Source organism: Sphingopyxis sp., assembly GCF_016704835.1.
Taxonomy (GTDB): Bacteria; Pseudomonadota; Alphaproteobacteria; order Sphingomonadales; family Sphingomonadaceae; genus Sphingopyxis.
Map to the genome: position 1 here is coordinate 417,867 of NZ_JADIZJ010000021.1, position 16,784 is coordinate 434,650.

Consider the following 16,784-nt stretch of genomic DNA (forward strand, 5'->3'; position numbering starts at 1 on the left):
CGATAAAAAATTACGTCTGAGCGTAATAATGCAACAGCAGCGATGAGTCACCACAAAAGCCGCATGGGCGCGATGTGAGCGAAAATGGGGCGACCAACGGGGCTCGAACCCGCGACCTCCGGTACCACAAACCGGCGCTCTAACCAACTGAGCTATGATCGCCACACATACGAAGAGGGCGCGCAATACGGCCTCGACAGCGCGCGGCGATAGGCGCGCATCGCCCCGTTCGTCAAGCATTGTTCGCACGCGCTTCCCTGCTAAAAAGCGCGCTATGGCTGCAAACGATAATGTCGATATGGCGCCCTCGGGCGCCGACCGCACCACGGCGCGGCTCGCCGCGGTCCCCGGCATCCGCCGCGCACCGACGCCAAAGCTCGAACAGTTCACGCTCGCGCGCTTTCTCGACGCCGAAACCTGCACAGCGTTGATCGCGCAGATCGACCGCGACATCCGCCCCTCGACCATCGCCGATCCTAATGGCGACGAGGCTTTCCGTACCAGCACGACCTGCGACCTTGATCACCGCGACCCGCTGGTCATCGCGGTGAATAACCGCCTCCACGACCTCACCGGCATCCCCCGCGAATATGGCGAGCCGATGCAGGGCCAGCGCTACGACGTGGGGCAAGAGTTCAAGGCGCACACCGATTATTTCGACCCGTACGGTGCCGATTGGGAAACCTATTGCGCGATTCCGGGGCAGCGCAGCTGGACGCTGATGATCTATCTCAATCAGCCCGGTGCGGGCGGCGCGACACGCTTTCTGGCGACCGGCAAGCTGCACCAGCCCGAGCCAGGAAAGCTACTCGCCTGGAACAATGTCCGCGCCGACGGCACGGTAAACCCCGACACGCTTCATCATGGGATGAAGGTGCGCAAGGGGCGGAAGTACATCATCACCAAATGGTTCCGCGAACGACCGTGGCCGTGGGCGGAGGGGGAGTTGGGGTAGATCAGCAGAGGCCTATCCCGATCGTCATTGCGAGGAGCGAAGCGACGGGGCAATCCAGAGCGTGCGTAAACCGCTCTGGATTGCTTCGCTTCGCTCGCAATGACGAACCGCAGTTTTACCGAACCAAGCGATACTGAAAACTCAGCGTGAGCGTATTCGACACGCGTCCCGGCTCGACCGGCGTCGCCTTGCCCGCGGCATCCATCGCCTGCATCCGCACCATCGGCATCGGCGGGTTCGGGCCAAAGCTGGCGCCTTCACTGATCGACACCAGCTCGGCGCCGCGGAATCCGGCAAGTCGCGCATAGTCCGCCGCCTTCGCTTCTGCCGCCTTGATCGCATTGCCGCGCGCGCCGACCAGTTGCGCGTCGGGATCCTTCATGCCGAACGACGGCCCGTCGATATTGGTACCGCCGGCAGCGACCAGGGCGTCGAGCAGCGGGCCGACGTCGTCGATCTTGCTGGTCGTCGCGCGCACCATGTTGCTGACCTGATAGCCCAGGAAGCGCGGCGGCTGGCCGTTGCCCTGGTTGTTATAATCATATTGCGGCGACAGGCTGATCCCGCTCGTCTGGATATCCTCGGTCTTGATCCCGCGCTTTTTCGCCGCGGCAATCAGCTTGTCCATTGCCACCGCGTTCAACCGCATCGCCTCGACTGCGGTCGGCGCGCTCGTCGTCACCCCGGCGCCGACGGTCGCCTGATCGGGACGCGAGCGCACTTCCTCGCTGACCGAAAAGGCCAAGATCGGTCCCTGCGTCGTTGCTGCGGTCACCGTCGAACCTCCCTGCTGCGCAAGCGCGGGCGTTGCCGCCATCAGCGCAAGTCCAGTTGCCATAACGGCGAACATTTGCTTCGTCATTTCATTCTCCTGTCGGTCGGATCTCGACCATTTCCGATTTCCAGCCCGTAACGCAGACGGACTGAACCCGTTCCGGCCTTTGCGCGCACGGCGCTTGCATGATGCTGAACGTAACGGTAGCGCGCCGTTCATCATGGCAGCTCCCATTCTTTCATACGAAGGCCTCGGTCTTGTGCAGGGCAGCGGCTGGCTGTTCCAGGATCTCGACATCTATGTCGGCGAGCGTGACCGGCTGGCGCTGATCGGGCGCAACGGCGCGGGCAAGACCACCTTGCTCAAACTGCTCGCGGGTCAGATCGACGCCGACAAGGGCAAGCGGGTGATCGTCCCCGGCACGCACGTCGTGATGCTCGAACAGGAACCCGATTTTTCGCGTTTCGAGACGTTGATGGACTTCGCACTCGCGGCGCCTGACGCACCCGAAGAATTTGAAGTCGCCGCGATCGCCGACCAGCTCGGCATCGACATGAGCCGCACCGCCGACAGCGCCTCGGGCGGCGAACGTCGCCGCGCCGCACTCGCCCGCGCGCTCGCGCAAGACCCCGATGTGCTGCTGCTGGACGAGCCGACCAACCATCTCGACCTCGCCGCGATCGACTGGCTCGAAAGCTGGCTCGCGCGCTACACCGGCGCTTTCGTCGCGATCAGCCACGACCGCACTTTCCTGACCCGCCTGACGCGTCAAACTTTGTGGCTCGACCGCGGCAGCATCCGCCGCAAGGAAATCGGCTTCGGCGGTTTCGAGGAATGGAGCGACGCGATCGCCGCCGAGGAAGCGCGCGCCGCACAGCGCCTCGATTCGAAACTGCGGCTGGAGGCGCACTGGCTCGAACGCGGGGTTACCGCGCGCCGCAAGCGCAATCAGGGGCGGCTCGAAAAGTTGAAGGAGATGCGCGCCACCCGCGCCGCGATGATCGGCGGCCCCGGGGTCGCCAAGCTCGGCCTTGCCAACGACGACGTTCGCTCGAAATCGGTGATCGTCGCCGAAGGCGTGTCGAAAAGCTTCGGCGACCGCACGATCATCAAGAATTTCGATTTCCGCGTCCAGCGCGGCGACCGTATCGGCATCGTCGGCGCCAATGGCGCCGGCAAGTCGACGTTGCTCAAGCTGCTGACCGGCGAGATCCAGCCCGACAGCGGTCAGATCTCGCTTGCCCCGACCCTCGACGGCATCATCATCGACCAGCAGCGCAGCCTGATGTCGCCCGACAAGACCGTCCGCGACATCCTCGCCGACGGCGGCGACTGGGTCGAGCTGCGCGGGGTCAAAAAACATATCCAGGGCTATCTCAAGGAGTTCCTGTTCGATCCCGGCGTCATGGAGGCCAGCGTCAGCGCGCTGTCAGGGGGCGAACGCTCGCGGCTGCTCTTGGCGCGCGAATTCGCCCGCGAATCGAACCTGCTCGTGCTCGACGAGCCGACCAACGATCTCGACCTCGAAACGCTCGACTTGCTGCAGGAAGTCATCGCCGATTACGCCGGCACCGTGCTGCTCGTCAGCCACGACCGCGACTTCCTCGACCGCACCGTCACCGTGACGCTCGGCCTCGACGGATCGGGCAAGGTCGACATCGTCGCGGGCGGCTATGCCGACTGGGAGGCGAAGCGGGTCAAGCCGAACAGCGTCAAGACCAAAGCAACTGCCGCCGCACCCCCGCCTCCGCCAACCTCGCGCAAGAAGCTCAGCTACAAGGATCAGCGCGACTATGACCTGCTACCGGCTCGGATCGAGGCGATCGAGGCGGAGATGGCAGCGGCGGAAACGGAATTGTCGGACGGCAATCTCTTCGCGCGCGATCATTCAAAATTCAGCGCGCTGACGGGCAAGCTGGAAAAACTGCGCGAAGAAAAGGCGGCGGCGGAAGATCGCTGGCTGGAACTGGCCGAAGAGATTGAATCGCTCCGATAAGCTGGCTTGGCCCACTAAAGCGGATGGCAGGCTGTTTGGGGTGGAGCGGACCTCATGCTCGCCGGCGAATGCCGGGGCCCAGTGCGTTGGAGAGCAAGCGTCGCGTCGTGACATTCTGGGCCCCGGCTGGCGCCGGGGAACATCCATTGCCGGTCAATTCTGGCCGTACACTCCGGCTATCCCGTCCCATAAAACCGCGCCAGCCGATCCAGCGCCAGCCCAAGCACCAGCTTCCCCACCCCCCCGGCCCCTTCTCCGTCCCACCAATTCCCTCACCCGCACAAATCACCCGCCAGCAAATGTCCGCGCGTCCCGGACCACCGCATCCAGCGCCGCGTGAAAGCGCCGATGCGCAGCAATCCGCGCCAGTGACGCTTCGGATGCTCGCGCTCCGCCCCGGCTTTTTCTCGGCGGCGCAGCATCCCATCGCATCGTATCCCGCGCCGACAGTCCGGCACGCTCATAATCGCCGCGCAGCCTTTCACCTGCGCCGAACTGCGCGGCGGTCAGCAGCCCCCGTGACGCCAGCCAGACGATCGGGCTTTCGCCGACATTGACCGTCGCATGCCGCATCACCTGCGGCCCGGTCGTGCCGGGGTCGATCCGGTCGCCGGGGTGAAGTCGGGTTTCGCGGCGAGGCTTGGTCATGCGCCACTCCTTTGCTGCACGCCGGTCTTGACACTGGAATATTTTATAGGAAGGAAGAAACCGATTTGGTTATTTGAGGGTTTTGCGATGATCAACAGCATCCGCTCGGTGCGCCGCGCCAAGGGACTGACGCTCGAGGAGGTTGGCGCGCGCTGCGATCCGCCGACCACCGCGCAAACGATCGGCCGCCTCGAAACCGGCACGCGCAATCTGTCGCTCGGCTGGATGAACCGCATCGCCGCGGCGCTCGGGGTCGATGCCGCCGAGCTGGTGCAGTTACCGCAGGATACCCAGCTCACCATCACCGCGCACCTCGGCGCCGATGGTGCGCAGGCGCCGTCGCGGGTCGAACAAGCGCTCACCGCGCGCCCGGCGGAAGACATGATTGCCGTCCGCGTCACCTCGTCGATCGGCGATTACCGCGCCGGGGACGAAATCTGGTGCCGCCACATCGAAGGCGACTGGACCAGCGCACTCAACCGCGACCTGCTCGTCCCTCGCCCCGCGGGGCGCTTCTTCTTTGCGCGCCTGCTCAACGTCGATAGCGAGAAACTGCACCTCCTGCCGCTCGGTGCTGGCGCCCGGCAACAGGTGGTCAGCAACCCGCCCTGGGCCGCGGTCGCAGTGCGGCTGATCCGCACGCTGTAGCAATATCCGTTCGCCCTGAGCTTGTCGAAGGGCCGTCCTTTCTTTCACCGACGCCAAGGAAAAACGGTGCTTCGACAAGCTCAGTACAAGCGGATGAGAAGGCGGGCATGACTCCCATCCGCATCCTGTCGATCGCCACGCTCTTCCCCGACGCAGCGCGCCCCAACTTCGGGCTGTTCGTCGAAAAGAGCCTGCGTGCGCTCGCCGCGCAGCCGGGGATCGAACTCACCGTCGTCGCGCCGGTCGGCGTCCCGCCCTTCCCGCTGTCGCTCCATCACCGTTACCGCGCCCTTCGCGCCCTGCCGCCGACCGAATGCTGGCGCGGCCTCACCGTCCACCGCCCGCGCTTCGCGCTGATCCCGCGCATCGGCGCCCCCCTCAACCCTGCCATGGTCGCGCGCGCCGTGCTATCCGCCGTGCCCGGCCAGACCTTCGACGTCGTCGACGCGCAATTCTTCTATCCCGACGCCCCCGCCGCAATGCGCGTTGCGGCGGCGCTCGGCCTCCCCTTCTCGGCCAAAGCGCGCGGCGCCGACATCAGCCATTTCGGCCATGATCCCGCGACCGCACCGCAACTGATCGAGGCGGCAGGCAAGGCGGCCGGCCTGCTCGCCGTATCGGACGCGATGCGCCGCGACATGGCCGCGATCGGGATCGATCCTGCAAAGGTCACCACCCACTACACTGGGATCGACACCGCCCGTTTTCACCCCGGCGACCGCGCCGCCGCCCGCGCTGCGCTCGGCATCGACGACGCGCCGATGATCCTCACCGTCGGGGCGCTCATCCCGCGCAAGGGCCAGTCGCTCGTAATCGAAGCGCTACCCGCGCTGCCCTGCGTCCATTATTGGCTCGCCGGTGCAGGCGAAGCCGAGGGCCGCTACCGCGCGCTGGCGCAGCGGCTCGGCGTCGAAGCGCGTGTCCATGTCATGGGTCCAGTCGCCAACGCCGACCTGCCGCAGCTTTATCGCGCCGCCGACGCGGTGGTGATGCCGTCGGTCAGCGAGGGCCTCGCCAATGCCTGGGTCGAGGCGCTCGCCTGCGGCACCCCGATCGTCATCAGCGATGCGGGCGGCGCCGCCGAACTGGTGACGTCGCCCGTCGCGGGTCGCATTGTCGAGCGCACGCCCGAAGCCATTGCCGCTGCGGTGCAAGCGATTCTCGCAAACCCGCCCGCAGCGTCAGGCGTCGCCGCCAGCCTCGGCGGCCGCTTCGACTGGGACCGCAACGGCCGCGAACTGGCCGCGCATCTGCGCCGCTGCGCCGGTCGTTAAACGACCGCGCCGTCGTCCTTGCGCTCGACCCGCTCGCCGCCGTCCATGCCCGCGCTTGTGCGCGGCACGAAACTGTCGGGGCCGACCTTCAGCCACACCAGCACCGGGGTCGACATCAGCACCGACGAATAGCCGCCGATAAACACGCCGAACAACATCGCGGCGGTAAAGCCGAAAATCACGTCGGGGCCGAAAATCAACAGCACGCCGAGCGCGAGCACCATGGCCAAAGTGGTCATGACTGTGCGCGACAGCGTTTCGTTGATACTGAGATTGAGCAGCGGGACGATCTCCATCTTGCGATATTTCTTAAGATTTTCGCGAATTCGGTCGTAAACGACGATCGTATCGTTGAGCGAATAGCCGACGATCGTCAGCAACGCCGCGACGCTGTTCAGGTCGAACTGCATCTGCGTGACCGCGAACAGCCCGAACGTCAGCGACACCTCATGGAACAGGCGACCCAGCGCCCCGACCCCGAACTGCCATTCAAAGCGGATCCAGATATAGATCGAAATGCCGATGATCGCGAGGCCCAGGCTGATCGCGCCGGTGCGGATCAATTCACCCGACACCTTGCCCGACACGGTTTCGACTGCCCCCGCCTTGGCGGTGGGAAAGGCCTTAGCGACGCCCGCAACAAGCTGCGCGCCCGCCCGGTCGGCGGCCGTCTTGTCGCCTTCGGGCAGCGCGGTTCGGATCGATATCGCCTTGCCCGATCCGAATTGCTGAATCGTCGGCTCGCCTAGCCCGATCTGGCTGACCTTCTCGCGGATTTCGTCGATCGGCGGCATTTCCTGCGTGAATTCGACCCGTACCGACTGGCCGCCGACAAAGTCGACGCCGAGATTGAGGCCTTTGACCGCGACGAGCGCGATCGACACGACCACCAGGAAGAAGCTCATGAAAGACGCGATCTTCCGCCACTGCAGAAAGTCGATGTTGGTGTCGTCGGGGACGAGTTTGAGCAAGCGCATCTCTTCGCTCCCTTAAATGTTGATCGACGTCGGACGCGTCGTCCGCAGCCAATGGGCGACGAACATGCGCGTCACGGTGACGGCGGTGAAAACGCTGGTGACGATGCCGATGGTCAGCACCACCGCAAAGCCCTTGATCGGGCCGGAACCGAACCAGAACATCAGCGCCGCGGCGATGACATTGGTGACGTTGGCGTCGAAAATCGCACGGCTCGCTTCGGAATAGCCCAGCTCAACGGCCTGGAAAACCTTTCGACCGCGCTTCAGCTCTTCGCGTATTCGCTCGTTGATCAGCACGTTGGCATCGACCGCCGCACCGATCGTGAGCACGAAACCGGCGATGCCCGGCAGCGTCAGCGTCGCGTTGAACGCCGCCATGATGGCGACGATCAGGAACACGTTAAAGAACAGCGCGATATTGGCATAAACGCCAAAGCGGCCATAGACGAGCACCATCAGCGTCAACACCGACACGGTGGCGATGATCCCCGCGATCACACCCTTGCGGATTGAATCGGCGCCAAGTTCGGGGGTCACGGTGCGTTCCTCGACCACCGCCATCTTCACCGGCAACGCGCCCGAGCGCAGCGAGATCGCCAGCGCATTGGCGCTGGCGACCGAAAAGCTGCCGGAAATCTGGGCACTGCCGCCGAGGATCGGTTCGTTGATCGACGGCGCCGACAGCACTTTGCCGTCGAGCACCATCGCAAACCGCTTGCCGACATTCTGCGCCGTTACCTTGGCAAAAGTGCTCGACCCACCCGAATCGAAACTGATCGACACCACCGGTTCGTTCGACTGCGGGTCAAAGCTTTGCTTGGCGTTGATCAGTTGTTCGCCGCTGATCATCACCTGGCGGCGCAGCACCTCGAACGTCGCGCCGCTGCCCTCGCCTTCCGCGTAAGGCACGATCTCGCTGCCGACCGGGACACGGCCCGCGGCGGCTTCGGCGGGGTCGGCATTGGGGTCGACCATGCGGAATTCCAGCCGTGCGGTCTTGCCGATCAATTCTTTCAGCGCCGCCGGATCCTGCAAGCCCGGGACCTGGACGACGACGCGGTCGTTACCCTCGCGGATGATCGTCGGTTCGCGGGTGCCAAGGTCATTGACGCGCTTGTCGATGATGTCGCGCGCCGAATCCATCGCATCAGCAACCGCTTGCGTCTGTCCGGCAGTGGTCGGGGTCATCACGATGCGGCTGGTATCGATGATGTCGATATTCCAGTCGCGCTGGCCGGTCATCGCCGCGCCCTGCGTCTGGCTGAACAGCCGGTCGCGTGCGTCGTCGAGCTGCTTCTGGTCGCGGATCAGAAAGCTGATCTTGCCGCCCGCCGTCGACAGTTCGCCGATCGCAATATCGTCGTCGGGACCGCGTTCGCCGCGCATCGCCGTGCGGACGGTTTTTTCCATATTGGTCAGCTGCGTCTTGCGCAGATCGTCGATGTCGGCCTCGAGCAGCAAGTGACTGCCCCCGGCAAGGTCGAGACCCAGATTGACCTTCGCCTGCAGGAACGTCGGCAGACTGTTCAGCGTCTTTTCAGGCAGGAAGCTGGGGATGGAAAAGATGACGCCCAGCAACAGGATGATGCTGATGCTGATGGTTTTCCAGCGCGGGAAATCGAGCATGGTCTAAAGGTCCGATAGCAGGCGCGGGGCGGCAGCGACGCCGACCCCGACGCGTCAGTCGTTGGCGGGCTTGCCGCCGGGCTGCATCACGTCCGCCAGGGTCGCCTTGACGACCTTGATCTTGACGCCCTGCGCGATTTCGACATCAACGAAATCATCATCGACGCGCGTGACCTTGCCGACGATGCCGCCGCCGGTAACCACCTGATCGCGCGGCTTTACCGCGGCGATCTTGTTGCGCTGCTCCTTGGCGCGCATCTGCTGCGGACGGATCAGAAAGAACCAGAACACGACAAAGATCAGCAGGTACGGCACCAGCATCAGGAAGCCGGCAGCCCCGCCGCCCGATCCGGCCGCCTGGGTCAGAAGCAATTGCGTCGACATGGATGAAAAACTTTCCGTTTGAAAACGCAGCCCGTTCCTTGACGCAACCGGCGCGCATGAATGGCGCGGCGCCTATCATGCAGGCGCGCCGCGCGCAACCGGTGGCTACGCCGCGCCCCTCCCCGAGCGACCGGGCTCGAAATGGGGAGGATGGCCTGAAGGTCAAGGGCGCCGCGACGGTTCCACCCTCCCGCCGCCGCACGTCGCTCAGGAGAGCCTTGCATCCCCCGCCAAGCCGCGCTAGGGGCCTCGCCTGCCCAACAGGGCCGGTCGGGACGTAGCGCAGCCTGGTAGCGCATCACACTGGGGGTGTGGGGGTCGGAGGTTCGAATCCTCTCGTCCCGACCAATTTTCAAACATATACGACGGATTAATCGGGCAGCGAAAGCTGTCCGTCGCCGTATATGTCCGTCCTTCCGGACACTGAGCTGCGGCAAAGCACCAATGTAACCGGTTGCATTGCAATCCGCCTGTCGCTAGACCTTTCGCATAACGATAATGGAATAGCGGGAAGGGACGAGCTCCATGGAACACGCCGATCAGGCACCCGCCAGCGCGGGCGGACGATCGACCGCGGTGGCGGCGTTTGCGGCCGTCACGGTCCTCTTCTTTGCCTGGGGTTTCATCACTTCGCTGATCGACCCGCTCGTCGCGGCGGTGAAGGGGATATTCACGCTGAGCGATACGATGGCGCAGCTCCCAGCCTTCGCCTTCTTCGCGGCTTATGGACTGATGTCCTTTCCCGCAGCGAAACTGATCGCGCGCTTCAATTCGGTGCCATCCATCCTTGCTGCGTTGGCAACGATGGTCGCCGGCTGCCTCGTTATGTTGCTGGCGGCCAATCTGGCGATCTATCTTCTTGTGCTGGTCGGCCTGTTCATCCTCGCTAGCGGGATCACCATTCTCCAGGTGGCGGCGAACCCACTCGCGGCTGGGCTCGGCAATCCGAAATGGAGCCACTTCCGACTGACCTTCAGCCAGACGTTCAACAGCTTCGGGACCTTCCTCGGCCCACTGATCGGTGCGCATCTTTTCCTCGAAGGCGTCGAGGTCAAGGACGGTGCCGCGCTGGACGAAACGGTCCGCGCGCAGGCACTTGCCGGCATCGATTCGGCCTACTTCTGGCTCTGCGGCCTGATCGCGGCACTGTTCCTCTTTTTCTGGTTCAGCCGCCGCGTCGTCGATGCGGCCATACCGTCGGCACCAGTGGGGCCACCTGCGCGCATGGACGAACTGTTCCGCGAGGCACTTGCGTCGCGCTGGGCGCGGATCGGCGCGCTGGCGATCTTCCTTTATGTCGGCGCCGAAGTCGCGATCGGCACGCAGATGGCGCTGTTCCTTAACAGCGATGCGATCTGGGGCCAGTCCGACGCCGCATTCGGCGTCCCCCTGCTCGGCTTTGCGATGGGCAGCGACGGCGTGTTCGGCGTTTCACTGCAGGAAGCGGGCAAGGCGGTAGCTTTTTATTGGGGTGGCGCGATGGTCGGCCGAGCGATCGGATCGGTCCTGCTCGCGCTCGCGCCGGCAGCGCGATTGCTCGCCCTGTTCACGGCCATCGCCTGCCTGATGTGCCTCTACGTGGTGTTCGTCGGCGGCGTGAATTCTGGCTTCGTCGCCCTGTCGATCGGCCTCGTCAACTCGATCATGTTCCCGGTCATCTTCACGCTGACCCTTGAGCGATCGGAGGCGCGGGCCGAGGCAACATCGGGGCTGCTTTGCACGGCGATTGTCGGCGGCGCGATCGTCCCCGTTATCGTCGGCGCGCTGTCTGGCGCGATGGGTTATGCCGCCGCGCTGATCCTGCCCGCGCTATGCTACGCCCTTCTTTGCATCTTTGCCGTCGCGGCCGGGCGAGCGCCGGTGAAGGAGGCGGCGGCCGTCGTGTCCATCCACTGATGCACATCTGCAACCTCGCCCGCTTCGGTTTGACGCTTACCGCGCTCCTCTCCGCTTCGACGGCGGCAGCACGCGACGATATGACCCACGAGGTCTGCTCGCCCGACACGCGCACCTGCTTTTTGCTGACGACGGTGGGCGAGATCCCGACGTATCGCGTGACGCGCGACGGCAAGCCGGTCATCGCGCCATCCCGGCTGGGCTTCATGCTGCGCGGCGACGGCAAGTTCGAGCATGCGACGGCGCTGGGCCAGGCGAGTTTTTCCGAAGCGGACGAACGCTGGGAACAACCGTGGGGCGAGAATCGATGGGTCCGCGACCACTATCGCGAGATGAAGGTGCCGATCGTCGAGTTGATCGGCGGCAAACGCCGAATCGAACTGATCGCGCGGGTTTTCGACCATGGCGTCGGCTTTCGCTTTGCCTTTCCCGACCAGCCGCAACTGCACGATGTGCAGATCGATGAGGAACTCACCGAGTTCAACATCGCGGGCACGGCCGAGGCATGGTGGATTCCGGCGGGAGAATGGAACCGCTACGAATATCTCTATAGCCGCACCCCCGCGAACCAGGTCGGCACCGCCCATTCGCCGATCAGCTTTCGCCGCGACGATGGTCTGCACATCGCGATTCACGAAGCGGCGCTGGTCAATTATGCCAGCTTCTGGTTGCAGCGGATCGACGGTCAGCGTTTTCGCACCCGCCTCTCCCCGTCTTCCCAGCCATCAAAGGTGCGCCGCGCCGCGCCGTTCGAAACGCCATGGCGGACGATCCTGATCGCCGAAGACGCGCCAGGTCTCTATGCCGCGTCCGACATGATCCTCAGCCTTAACGAGCCCAACAAGCTGGGCGACGTAAGCTGGGTGAAGCCGCTCAAATATATCGGCATCTGGTGGGCGATGCACCTTGATCAGGCGAGCTGGCACAGCGGACCGAAGCATGGCGCGACGACCGAAAACACCCTTAAATATATCGACTTCGCCGCAAAGCACGGCTTCGACGCGGTGCTGGTCGAGGGATGGAATGACGGCTGGGACGGCAACTGGATCGGCGACCACGGCCGCAATTTCGACTTTGCCACGGCTTATCCGGATTTCGACATGGACAGGATCGCCGCCCATGCGCGCAAAATGGGAGTCGCGATCATGGGTCATCACGAAACCGCTGGCAATTCGGGGCGCTACGCCGCGCAGATGGACGCCGCCTTCGACTATTATGCGCGGCACGGCATTCCCGCGGTCAAGACGGGTTATGTCGCCGACGCGGGCGGCGTGCTGCACCGGGACAAGGATGGCAACGACATCTGGGACTGGCACGACGGCCAGTATCAGGTCCGGCACCATCAAGCGGTCGTCGAGGCCGCAGCGAAGCGCCGCATTTCGATCAACGCGCACGAGCCGGTCAAGGATACCGGATTACGGCGGACCTGGCCCAACATGGTCAGCCGCGAAGGTGCGCGCGGGATGGAATATCAGGCGTGGGGCGACCCGCCCAACCCGCCCGAGCATGAAGCGAATCTGGCTTTTACGCGGATGCTGTCGGGTCCGATGGATTATACGCCGGGGATTGTCAGCCTGGTCGGCAAGGGCGGCCGACGGATACCCTCGACGCTTGCGAAGCAGCTTGCGAACTATGTCGTGATCTACAGTCCTGTCCAGATGGCCGCCGACCTGCCCGAACATTATGAAGCTCGACCCGCGGCGTTCGATTTCATCAAGCGCGTCCCCGCCGACTGGGAGGTGACACGCGTGCTGGGCGGTGCGATCGGCGATTATGCCGTCTTCGCGCGACAGCGCCGCGGGGGCGACGACTGGTATGTCGGCGGCGTCACCGACAAGGCGGCGCGCGACTTCACAGTCGATTTCGCTTTCCTGCCCGCCGGCAAGCGCTATTCGGCGACGATCTGGCGCGACGGCGCCGGTGGCGGCATCGACGGCGACCCGTTCGCCATGGCGATCGAGACTAAGACTGTGACCGCGGCGACGACATGGCCGGTCCGCATGGCGGCGGGCGGCGGGTTCGCCATCGCGCTGACCCCGGCGCGCTGAACCTCGCGAACACAGGGAGAGCATATGGCCGGACTGTCGATCGAGAATGCACGCAAGAGCTTTGGCGAAACGCAGGTGCTGCGCGGCGTCTCAATCGATGTCGCCGACGGCGAATTCGCTGTGATCGTCGGTCCGTCGGGGTGCGGCAAGTCGACGTTGCTGCGCGCGGTCGCGGGGCTTGAGGAGTTGACGGAGGGACGCATCGCTATCGGCGGTCGCGACGTCACCGACCTGCCGCCATCGGCGCGCGGCATCGCAATGGTGTTTCAAAGTTACGCACTTTACCCGCACCTCACCGTCTATGAAAACATGGCGTTTGCACTGCGTATCGCGCAGGCGGACAAGGGCGCGATCGATTCCGCGGTCCGCGGCGCGGCGGCGATATTGAACATCGAGGGTCTGCTCGAACGCAAGCCGGCGGCGCTGTCGGGCGGCCAGCGGCAGCGCGTCGCGATCGGACGCGCGATTGTCCGTCAGCCGCAGATTTTCCTGTTCGACGAGCCGCTTTCCAACCTTGACGCCGATCTTCGCGTGCGGATGCGCTACGAGTTCGCCGCGCTGCACAAGACGCTCGGAACGACCACGCTGTATGTCACCCACGATCAGGTTGAAGCGATGACGCTCGCCGACCGGATCATTGTGCTGCGCGATGGGCGTATTGAACAAATTGGCACCCCGCGTGAGCTTTATGAGCGGCCTGCAAACATCTTCGTCGCGCAATTTCTCGGCACGCCGCGCATGAATATCATTCCAGCGGTGCTCACAACGGACGGACGAGCCCGCTTGGACGATGGCCGTGAGATCAATCTGCCCACAATGGCGGCCGCCCTCGCGCCGGGTACAAGGGTGTCGGTCGGCATTCGGCCGGAACACCTCAGGATCGGCGCTGCACCGGACGCGCTGCCCTTTACGATCAGCTTTGTCGAACGGCTTGGTGGACTAGCGACCGTGCATCTGCAAGCCGACGGCGCCGGCGAACGCATCGCTTGCCAGTTTCGCGACGACGGCAGCCTCAGCGAAGGCGCAACGATCGCGCTGCAATTGCCGCCGGATTGCCTGCATCTGTTCGACGCCGGCGGCGGTGCGCTGCCCCGCGAGGCGTACAAATGACCTTGCCTTTTGCCATTGTAACCGGTTACTCTAAACCTGTTTCCGCGCCCGGCCGTCAGAATAGCAGCGGTGCCGCACCGCCGACCCGGCGCCATCGGAACATGAGGGGGCGAACAGCATGACCACGTTAAGGGACGTCGCCCGCGAGGCGGGGGTTTCTGTCGCGACGGCATCGCGCGCGATCAACGGCCACAGCAATGTCACAGCTCCGACCAAAGCGGCGGTGCTCGCGGCGGTCAAGAAGCTCAATTTCGTGCCGCACAGCGGCGCGCGCAGTTTGACGCGGCGCAAGACCGACACCGTCGGTGTGATCCTGCCCGATCTGTTCGGCGAATTCTTCTCCGAGATCATTCGCGGCATCGACCTCGTTGCACATGAATCGGGCATGCACTTGCTGCTCGGCAATATGCACGGCAGCACCCACGAAACCGCGGCGGCGATCGCAGCGATGCGCGGGCGCGTCGATGGATTGCTGGTAATGCCGCCCGATGTGAAGCCAGAACTGCTGTCGGGCTATCTCGACCCCGCCCTGCCCACTGTCCTGCTCAACTATGACGCCGGATCGCTCGACCTGCCCTTTGTCGCGGTCGACAATTATCACGGCGCCTATGCGATGACCGAGGCGCTGCTGGCGCGCGGCGCGAAGCAAGTCGTCCATATCGCGGGACCGAAACACAATCGCGACGCGCGCGACCGCCAGCGCGGCTTCGCCGACGCGATGGCCAAAATCGCCAAGGTACAGAGCCCCGCCATCCTGCCCGGCGACTTTTCGGAGGAAAGCGGCGCGCAGGCGGCGCGCCTGCTGGTTCAGGGACGGCTTCCTGCCGACGCGGTCTTTGCGGCCAACGACCAGATGGCTGTCGGGCTGATCGCTGAACTCGCGGCATCGGGCATGTCGGTCCCGGGCGACATCCTGGTCGCGGGCTTCGACGACATTCCGCTCGCCCGCCACCTCAACCCGTCGCTGACGACGATGCAGGTCAATATCGACCGGCTTGGCTCGACCGCGATGATGATGCTGCTACGTATCCTGCGCGGCGAGACGCTGGCCGCGGCCAGCGCGACGATCCTGACCCCGACGCTGGTTGCCCGCGGCACCACCGGCGGCGCGGCAGGTAGCGCGGTCGCGGCGAAGGCGCCGGTGCTCGGCGCACACGGGTGACCAACGGCGGCGCCCGATGCAGGTAACGCGGCGCCAGATCACCAGCGCGCTCGCGGCGCTGCCCTTGCTGCCGATGATCGGCAGTTGCGGCGCGCAGAACGGCGACGGTTTGACGATCTGGGCGATGGGCAACGAGGCCGCAAGTCTGCCCGCATTGTTGAAAAGTCTCGACCTTCCCGCCGGAGCGCAGAACGTGACGGTTCAGCCGCTGCCATGGACCGCGGCGCACGAAAAGCTACTTACCGGTTTTGCCGGAAACGCGCTGCCTACGATCGGGCAGGTCGGCAACAGCTGGATCGCCGAAATGGCGGCGATTGGCGCAATCGAGCCGGTCCCCGCGTCGGCGCACGCGCTGCTCGACGACCAGTTTGCTGCCGTTGTCGATACCAACCGCATCGCGGGCCAGACCTGGGCGGTCCCCTGGTATGTTGACACGCGGCTGCAATTTTACCGTAAGGACATGTTCGCGCGCGCCGGTTATGAAGCACCGCCGCTCGACTGGGCGGGATGGAAGGCTGCGTTAAACCGGGTCAAGGCGGCCGCTGGCGACGGCAATTATGCCGTGCTGTTGCCGGTCAACGAGTTCGAACAATTACTGACCATTGCGCTGTCGGCCGGGGCGCGGCTGCTGCGCGACCGCAATGCGCGCGGCGCCTTTTCGGATCCCGCATTCAAGGCGGCGCTCGCCTTTTACAAATCCCTGTTCGACGAAAAGCTGGCGCCGGTCGTATCGGCGACGCAGATTTCGAACATCTGGAACGAATTTGCGCGCGGTTTTTTCAGCATCTTCACTTCGGGTCCGTGGACGATTGGCGACATGAAACGCCGCCTGCCCGCCGCTTTGCAGGATAAGTGGGGCACCGCGCCCAATCCCGGCCCCAATGGCGTCGGATCGGCGGCGCCTGGCGGGTCGAGCCTGGTCGTTTTTGCCGGAACGAAAAGCCCCGATGCGGCATGGGATCTGGTAGCCCGCCTGCTCGCGCCCTCGGCGCAGCTCAAATTCCACCAGCTGACCGGCGACCTGCCGGCGCGGCGTGCAGTGTGGCGCGAGGCGGGGCTGGTCAGCGATCCCGTCGTTGCCCCCTTCGCCACTCAGCTCGAGCACGCAACCGCGTTGCCCAAAGTACCCGAATGGGAACGCATCGTCACCGAAATGCAGATCGTTGCCGAACGCATGGTGCGCGGTCAATATGGCATCGACGAAGCTGCGGCAGAGATCGACCGCCGCGCCGACCGCTTGCTCGAAAAGCGGCGCTGGATGCTCGACAAGGGACTCGCGCTTTGA

General features: G+C 64.5%; 14 protein-coding genes and 2 tRNA genes. 10 read left to right on the top strand and 6 right to left on the bottom strand.

What is annotated here, in order from left to right; genetic code table 11:
* Positions 1-85: 85 nt before the first annotated feature.
* A tRNA-His gene (locus IPF76_RS17095) sits at positions 86-162 on the bottom strand.
* A gap of 112 nt (positions 163-274) precedes the next feature.
* Here IPF76_RS17095 and IPF76_RS17100 point away from each other — a divergent pair.
* Complete coding sequence (locus IPF76_RS17100) at positions 275-955, top strand: 2OG-Fe(II) oxygenase (protein ID WP_293846489.1); 681 nt, start codon at positions 275-277, stop codon at positions 953-955.
* Positions 956-1,070: 115 nt separating this feature from the next.
* Here IPF76_RS17100 and IPF76_RS17105 read toward each other — a convergent pair whose 3' ends face one another.
* Complete coding sequence (locus IPF76_RS17105) at positions 1,071-1,817, bottom strand: SIMPL domain-containing protein (protein WP_293846491.1); 747 nt, start codon at positions 1,815-1,817, stop codon at positions 1,071-1,073.
* A gap of 133 nt (positions 1,818-1,950) precedes the next feature.
* On the opposite strand from IPF76_RS17105, the gene IPF76_RS17110 reads away from it, so the two are divergent.
* The gene (locus IPF76_RS17110) at positions 1,951-3,726 is read left to right on the top strand and encodes an ATP-binding cassette domain-containing protein (RefSeq protein WP_293846493.1); all 1,776 of its coding nucleotides are present in this window, start codon (positions 1,951-1,953) and stop codon (positions 3,724-3,726) included.
* A 285-nt stretch (positions 3,727-4,011) separates the two neighbouring features.
* Here IPF76_RS17110 and IPF76_RS17115 read toward each other — a convergent pair whose 3' ends face one another.
* On the bottom strand, positions 4,012-4,374 hold the full coding sequence (locus tag IPF76_RS17115) for a DUF6456 domain-containing protein (protein ID WP_293846495.1): 363 nt from the start codon (positions 4,372-4,374) through the stop codon (positions 4,012-4,014).
* 87 nt (positions 4,375-4,461) lie between these two features.
* On the opposite strand from IPF76_RS17115, the gene IPF76_RS17120 reads away from it, so the two are divergent.
* On the top strand, positions 4,462-5,022 hold the full coding sequence (locus tag IPF76_RS17120) for a helix-turn-helix transcriptional regulator (protein ID WP_293846496.1): 561 nt from the start codon (positions 4,462-4,464) through the stop codon (positions 5,020-5,022).
* A 107-nt stretch (positions 5,023-5,129) separates the two neighbouring features.
* On the top strand, positions 5,130-6,296 hold the full coding sequence (locus tag IPF76_RS17125) for a glycosyltransferase (protein ID WP_293846497.1): 1,167 nt from the start codon (positions 5,130-5,132) through the stop codon (positions 6,294-6,296).
* Here IPF76_RS17125 and secF read toward each other — a convergent pair.
* From secF to yajC, 3 genes are read right to left on the bottom strand one after another with little or no spacing between them, the layout of a single operon-like run.
* Entirely contained in the window at positions 6,293-7,273 is a 981-nt protein-coding gene (gene secF, locus IPF76_RS17130; RefSeq protein ID WP_293846499.1) for a protein translocase subunit SecF, read from the bottom strand. The genes IPF76_RS17125 and secF overlap by 4 nt on opposite strands.
* A 12-nt stretch (positions 7,274-7,285) precedes the next feature.
* Positions 7,286-8,899, bottom strand: coding sequence for a protein translocase subunit SecD (secD, locus tag IPF76_RS17135; RefSeq protein ID WP_293846501.1), 1,614 nt, complete (start codon positions 8,897-8,899; stop codon positions 7,286-7,288).
* Between the two features lie 54 nt (positions 8,900-8,953).
* Entirely contained in the window at positions 8,954-9,283 is a 330-nt protein-coding gene (gene yajC / locus IPF76_RS17140; RefSeq protein WP_293846503.1) for a preprotein translocase subunit YajC, read from the bottom strand.
* Positions 9,284-9,554: 271 nt separating this feature from the next.
* On the opposite strand from yajC, the gene IPF76_RS17145 reads away from it, so the two are divergent.
* From IPF76_RS17145 to IPF76_RS17170, 6 genes are all read left to right on the top strand, one after another.
* Positions 9,555-9,631 (top strand) — tRNA-Pro (locus tag IPF76_RS17145).
* Between the two features lie 177 nt (positions 9,632-9,808).
* Entirely contained in the window at positions 9,809-11,179 is a 1,371-nt protein-coding gene (locus IPF76_RS17150; protein WP_293846505.1) for an MFS transporter, read from the top strand.
* Positions 11,179-13,227 carry a glycoside hydrolase family 97 protein gene (locus tag IPF76_RS17155; protein WP_293846507.1) on the top strand — a complete coding sequence of 683 codons (2,049 nt, stop codon included), beginning with the start codon at positions 11,179-11,181 and terminating at the stop codon, positions 13,225-13,227. Before IPF76_RS17150 ends, IPF76_RS17155 begins: the two co-directional genes overlap by 1 nt.
* A 24-nt stretch (positions 13,228-13,251) precedes the next feature.
* The gene (gene ugpC, locus IPF76_RS17160) at positions 13,252-14,337 is read left to right on the top strand and encodes a sn-glycerol-3-phosphate ABC transporter ATP-binding protein UgpC (RefSeq protein ID WP_293846509.1); all 1,086 of its coding nucleotides are present in this window, start codon (positions 13,252-13,254) and stop codon (positions 14,335-14,337) included.
* 118 nt (positions 14,338-14,455) lie between these two features.
* Positions 14,456-15,499 (top strand): LacI family DNA-binding transcriptional regulator, encoded by a 1,044-nt coding sequence (locus IPF76_RS17165; protein ID WP_293846511.1) that lies wholly within the window; start codon positions 14,456-14,458, stop codon positions 15,497-15,499.
* 16 nt (positions 15,500-15,515) lie between these two features.
* The gene (locus tag IPF76_RS17170) at positions 15,516-16,784 is read left to right on the top strand and encodes an extracellular solute-binding protein (RefSeq protein WP_293846513.1); all 1,269 of its coding nucleotides are present in this window, start codon (positions 15,516-15,518) and stop codon (positions 16,782-16,784) included.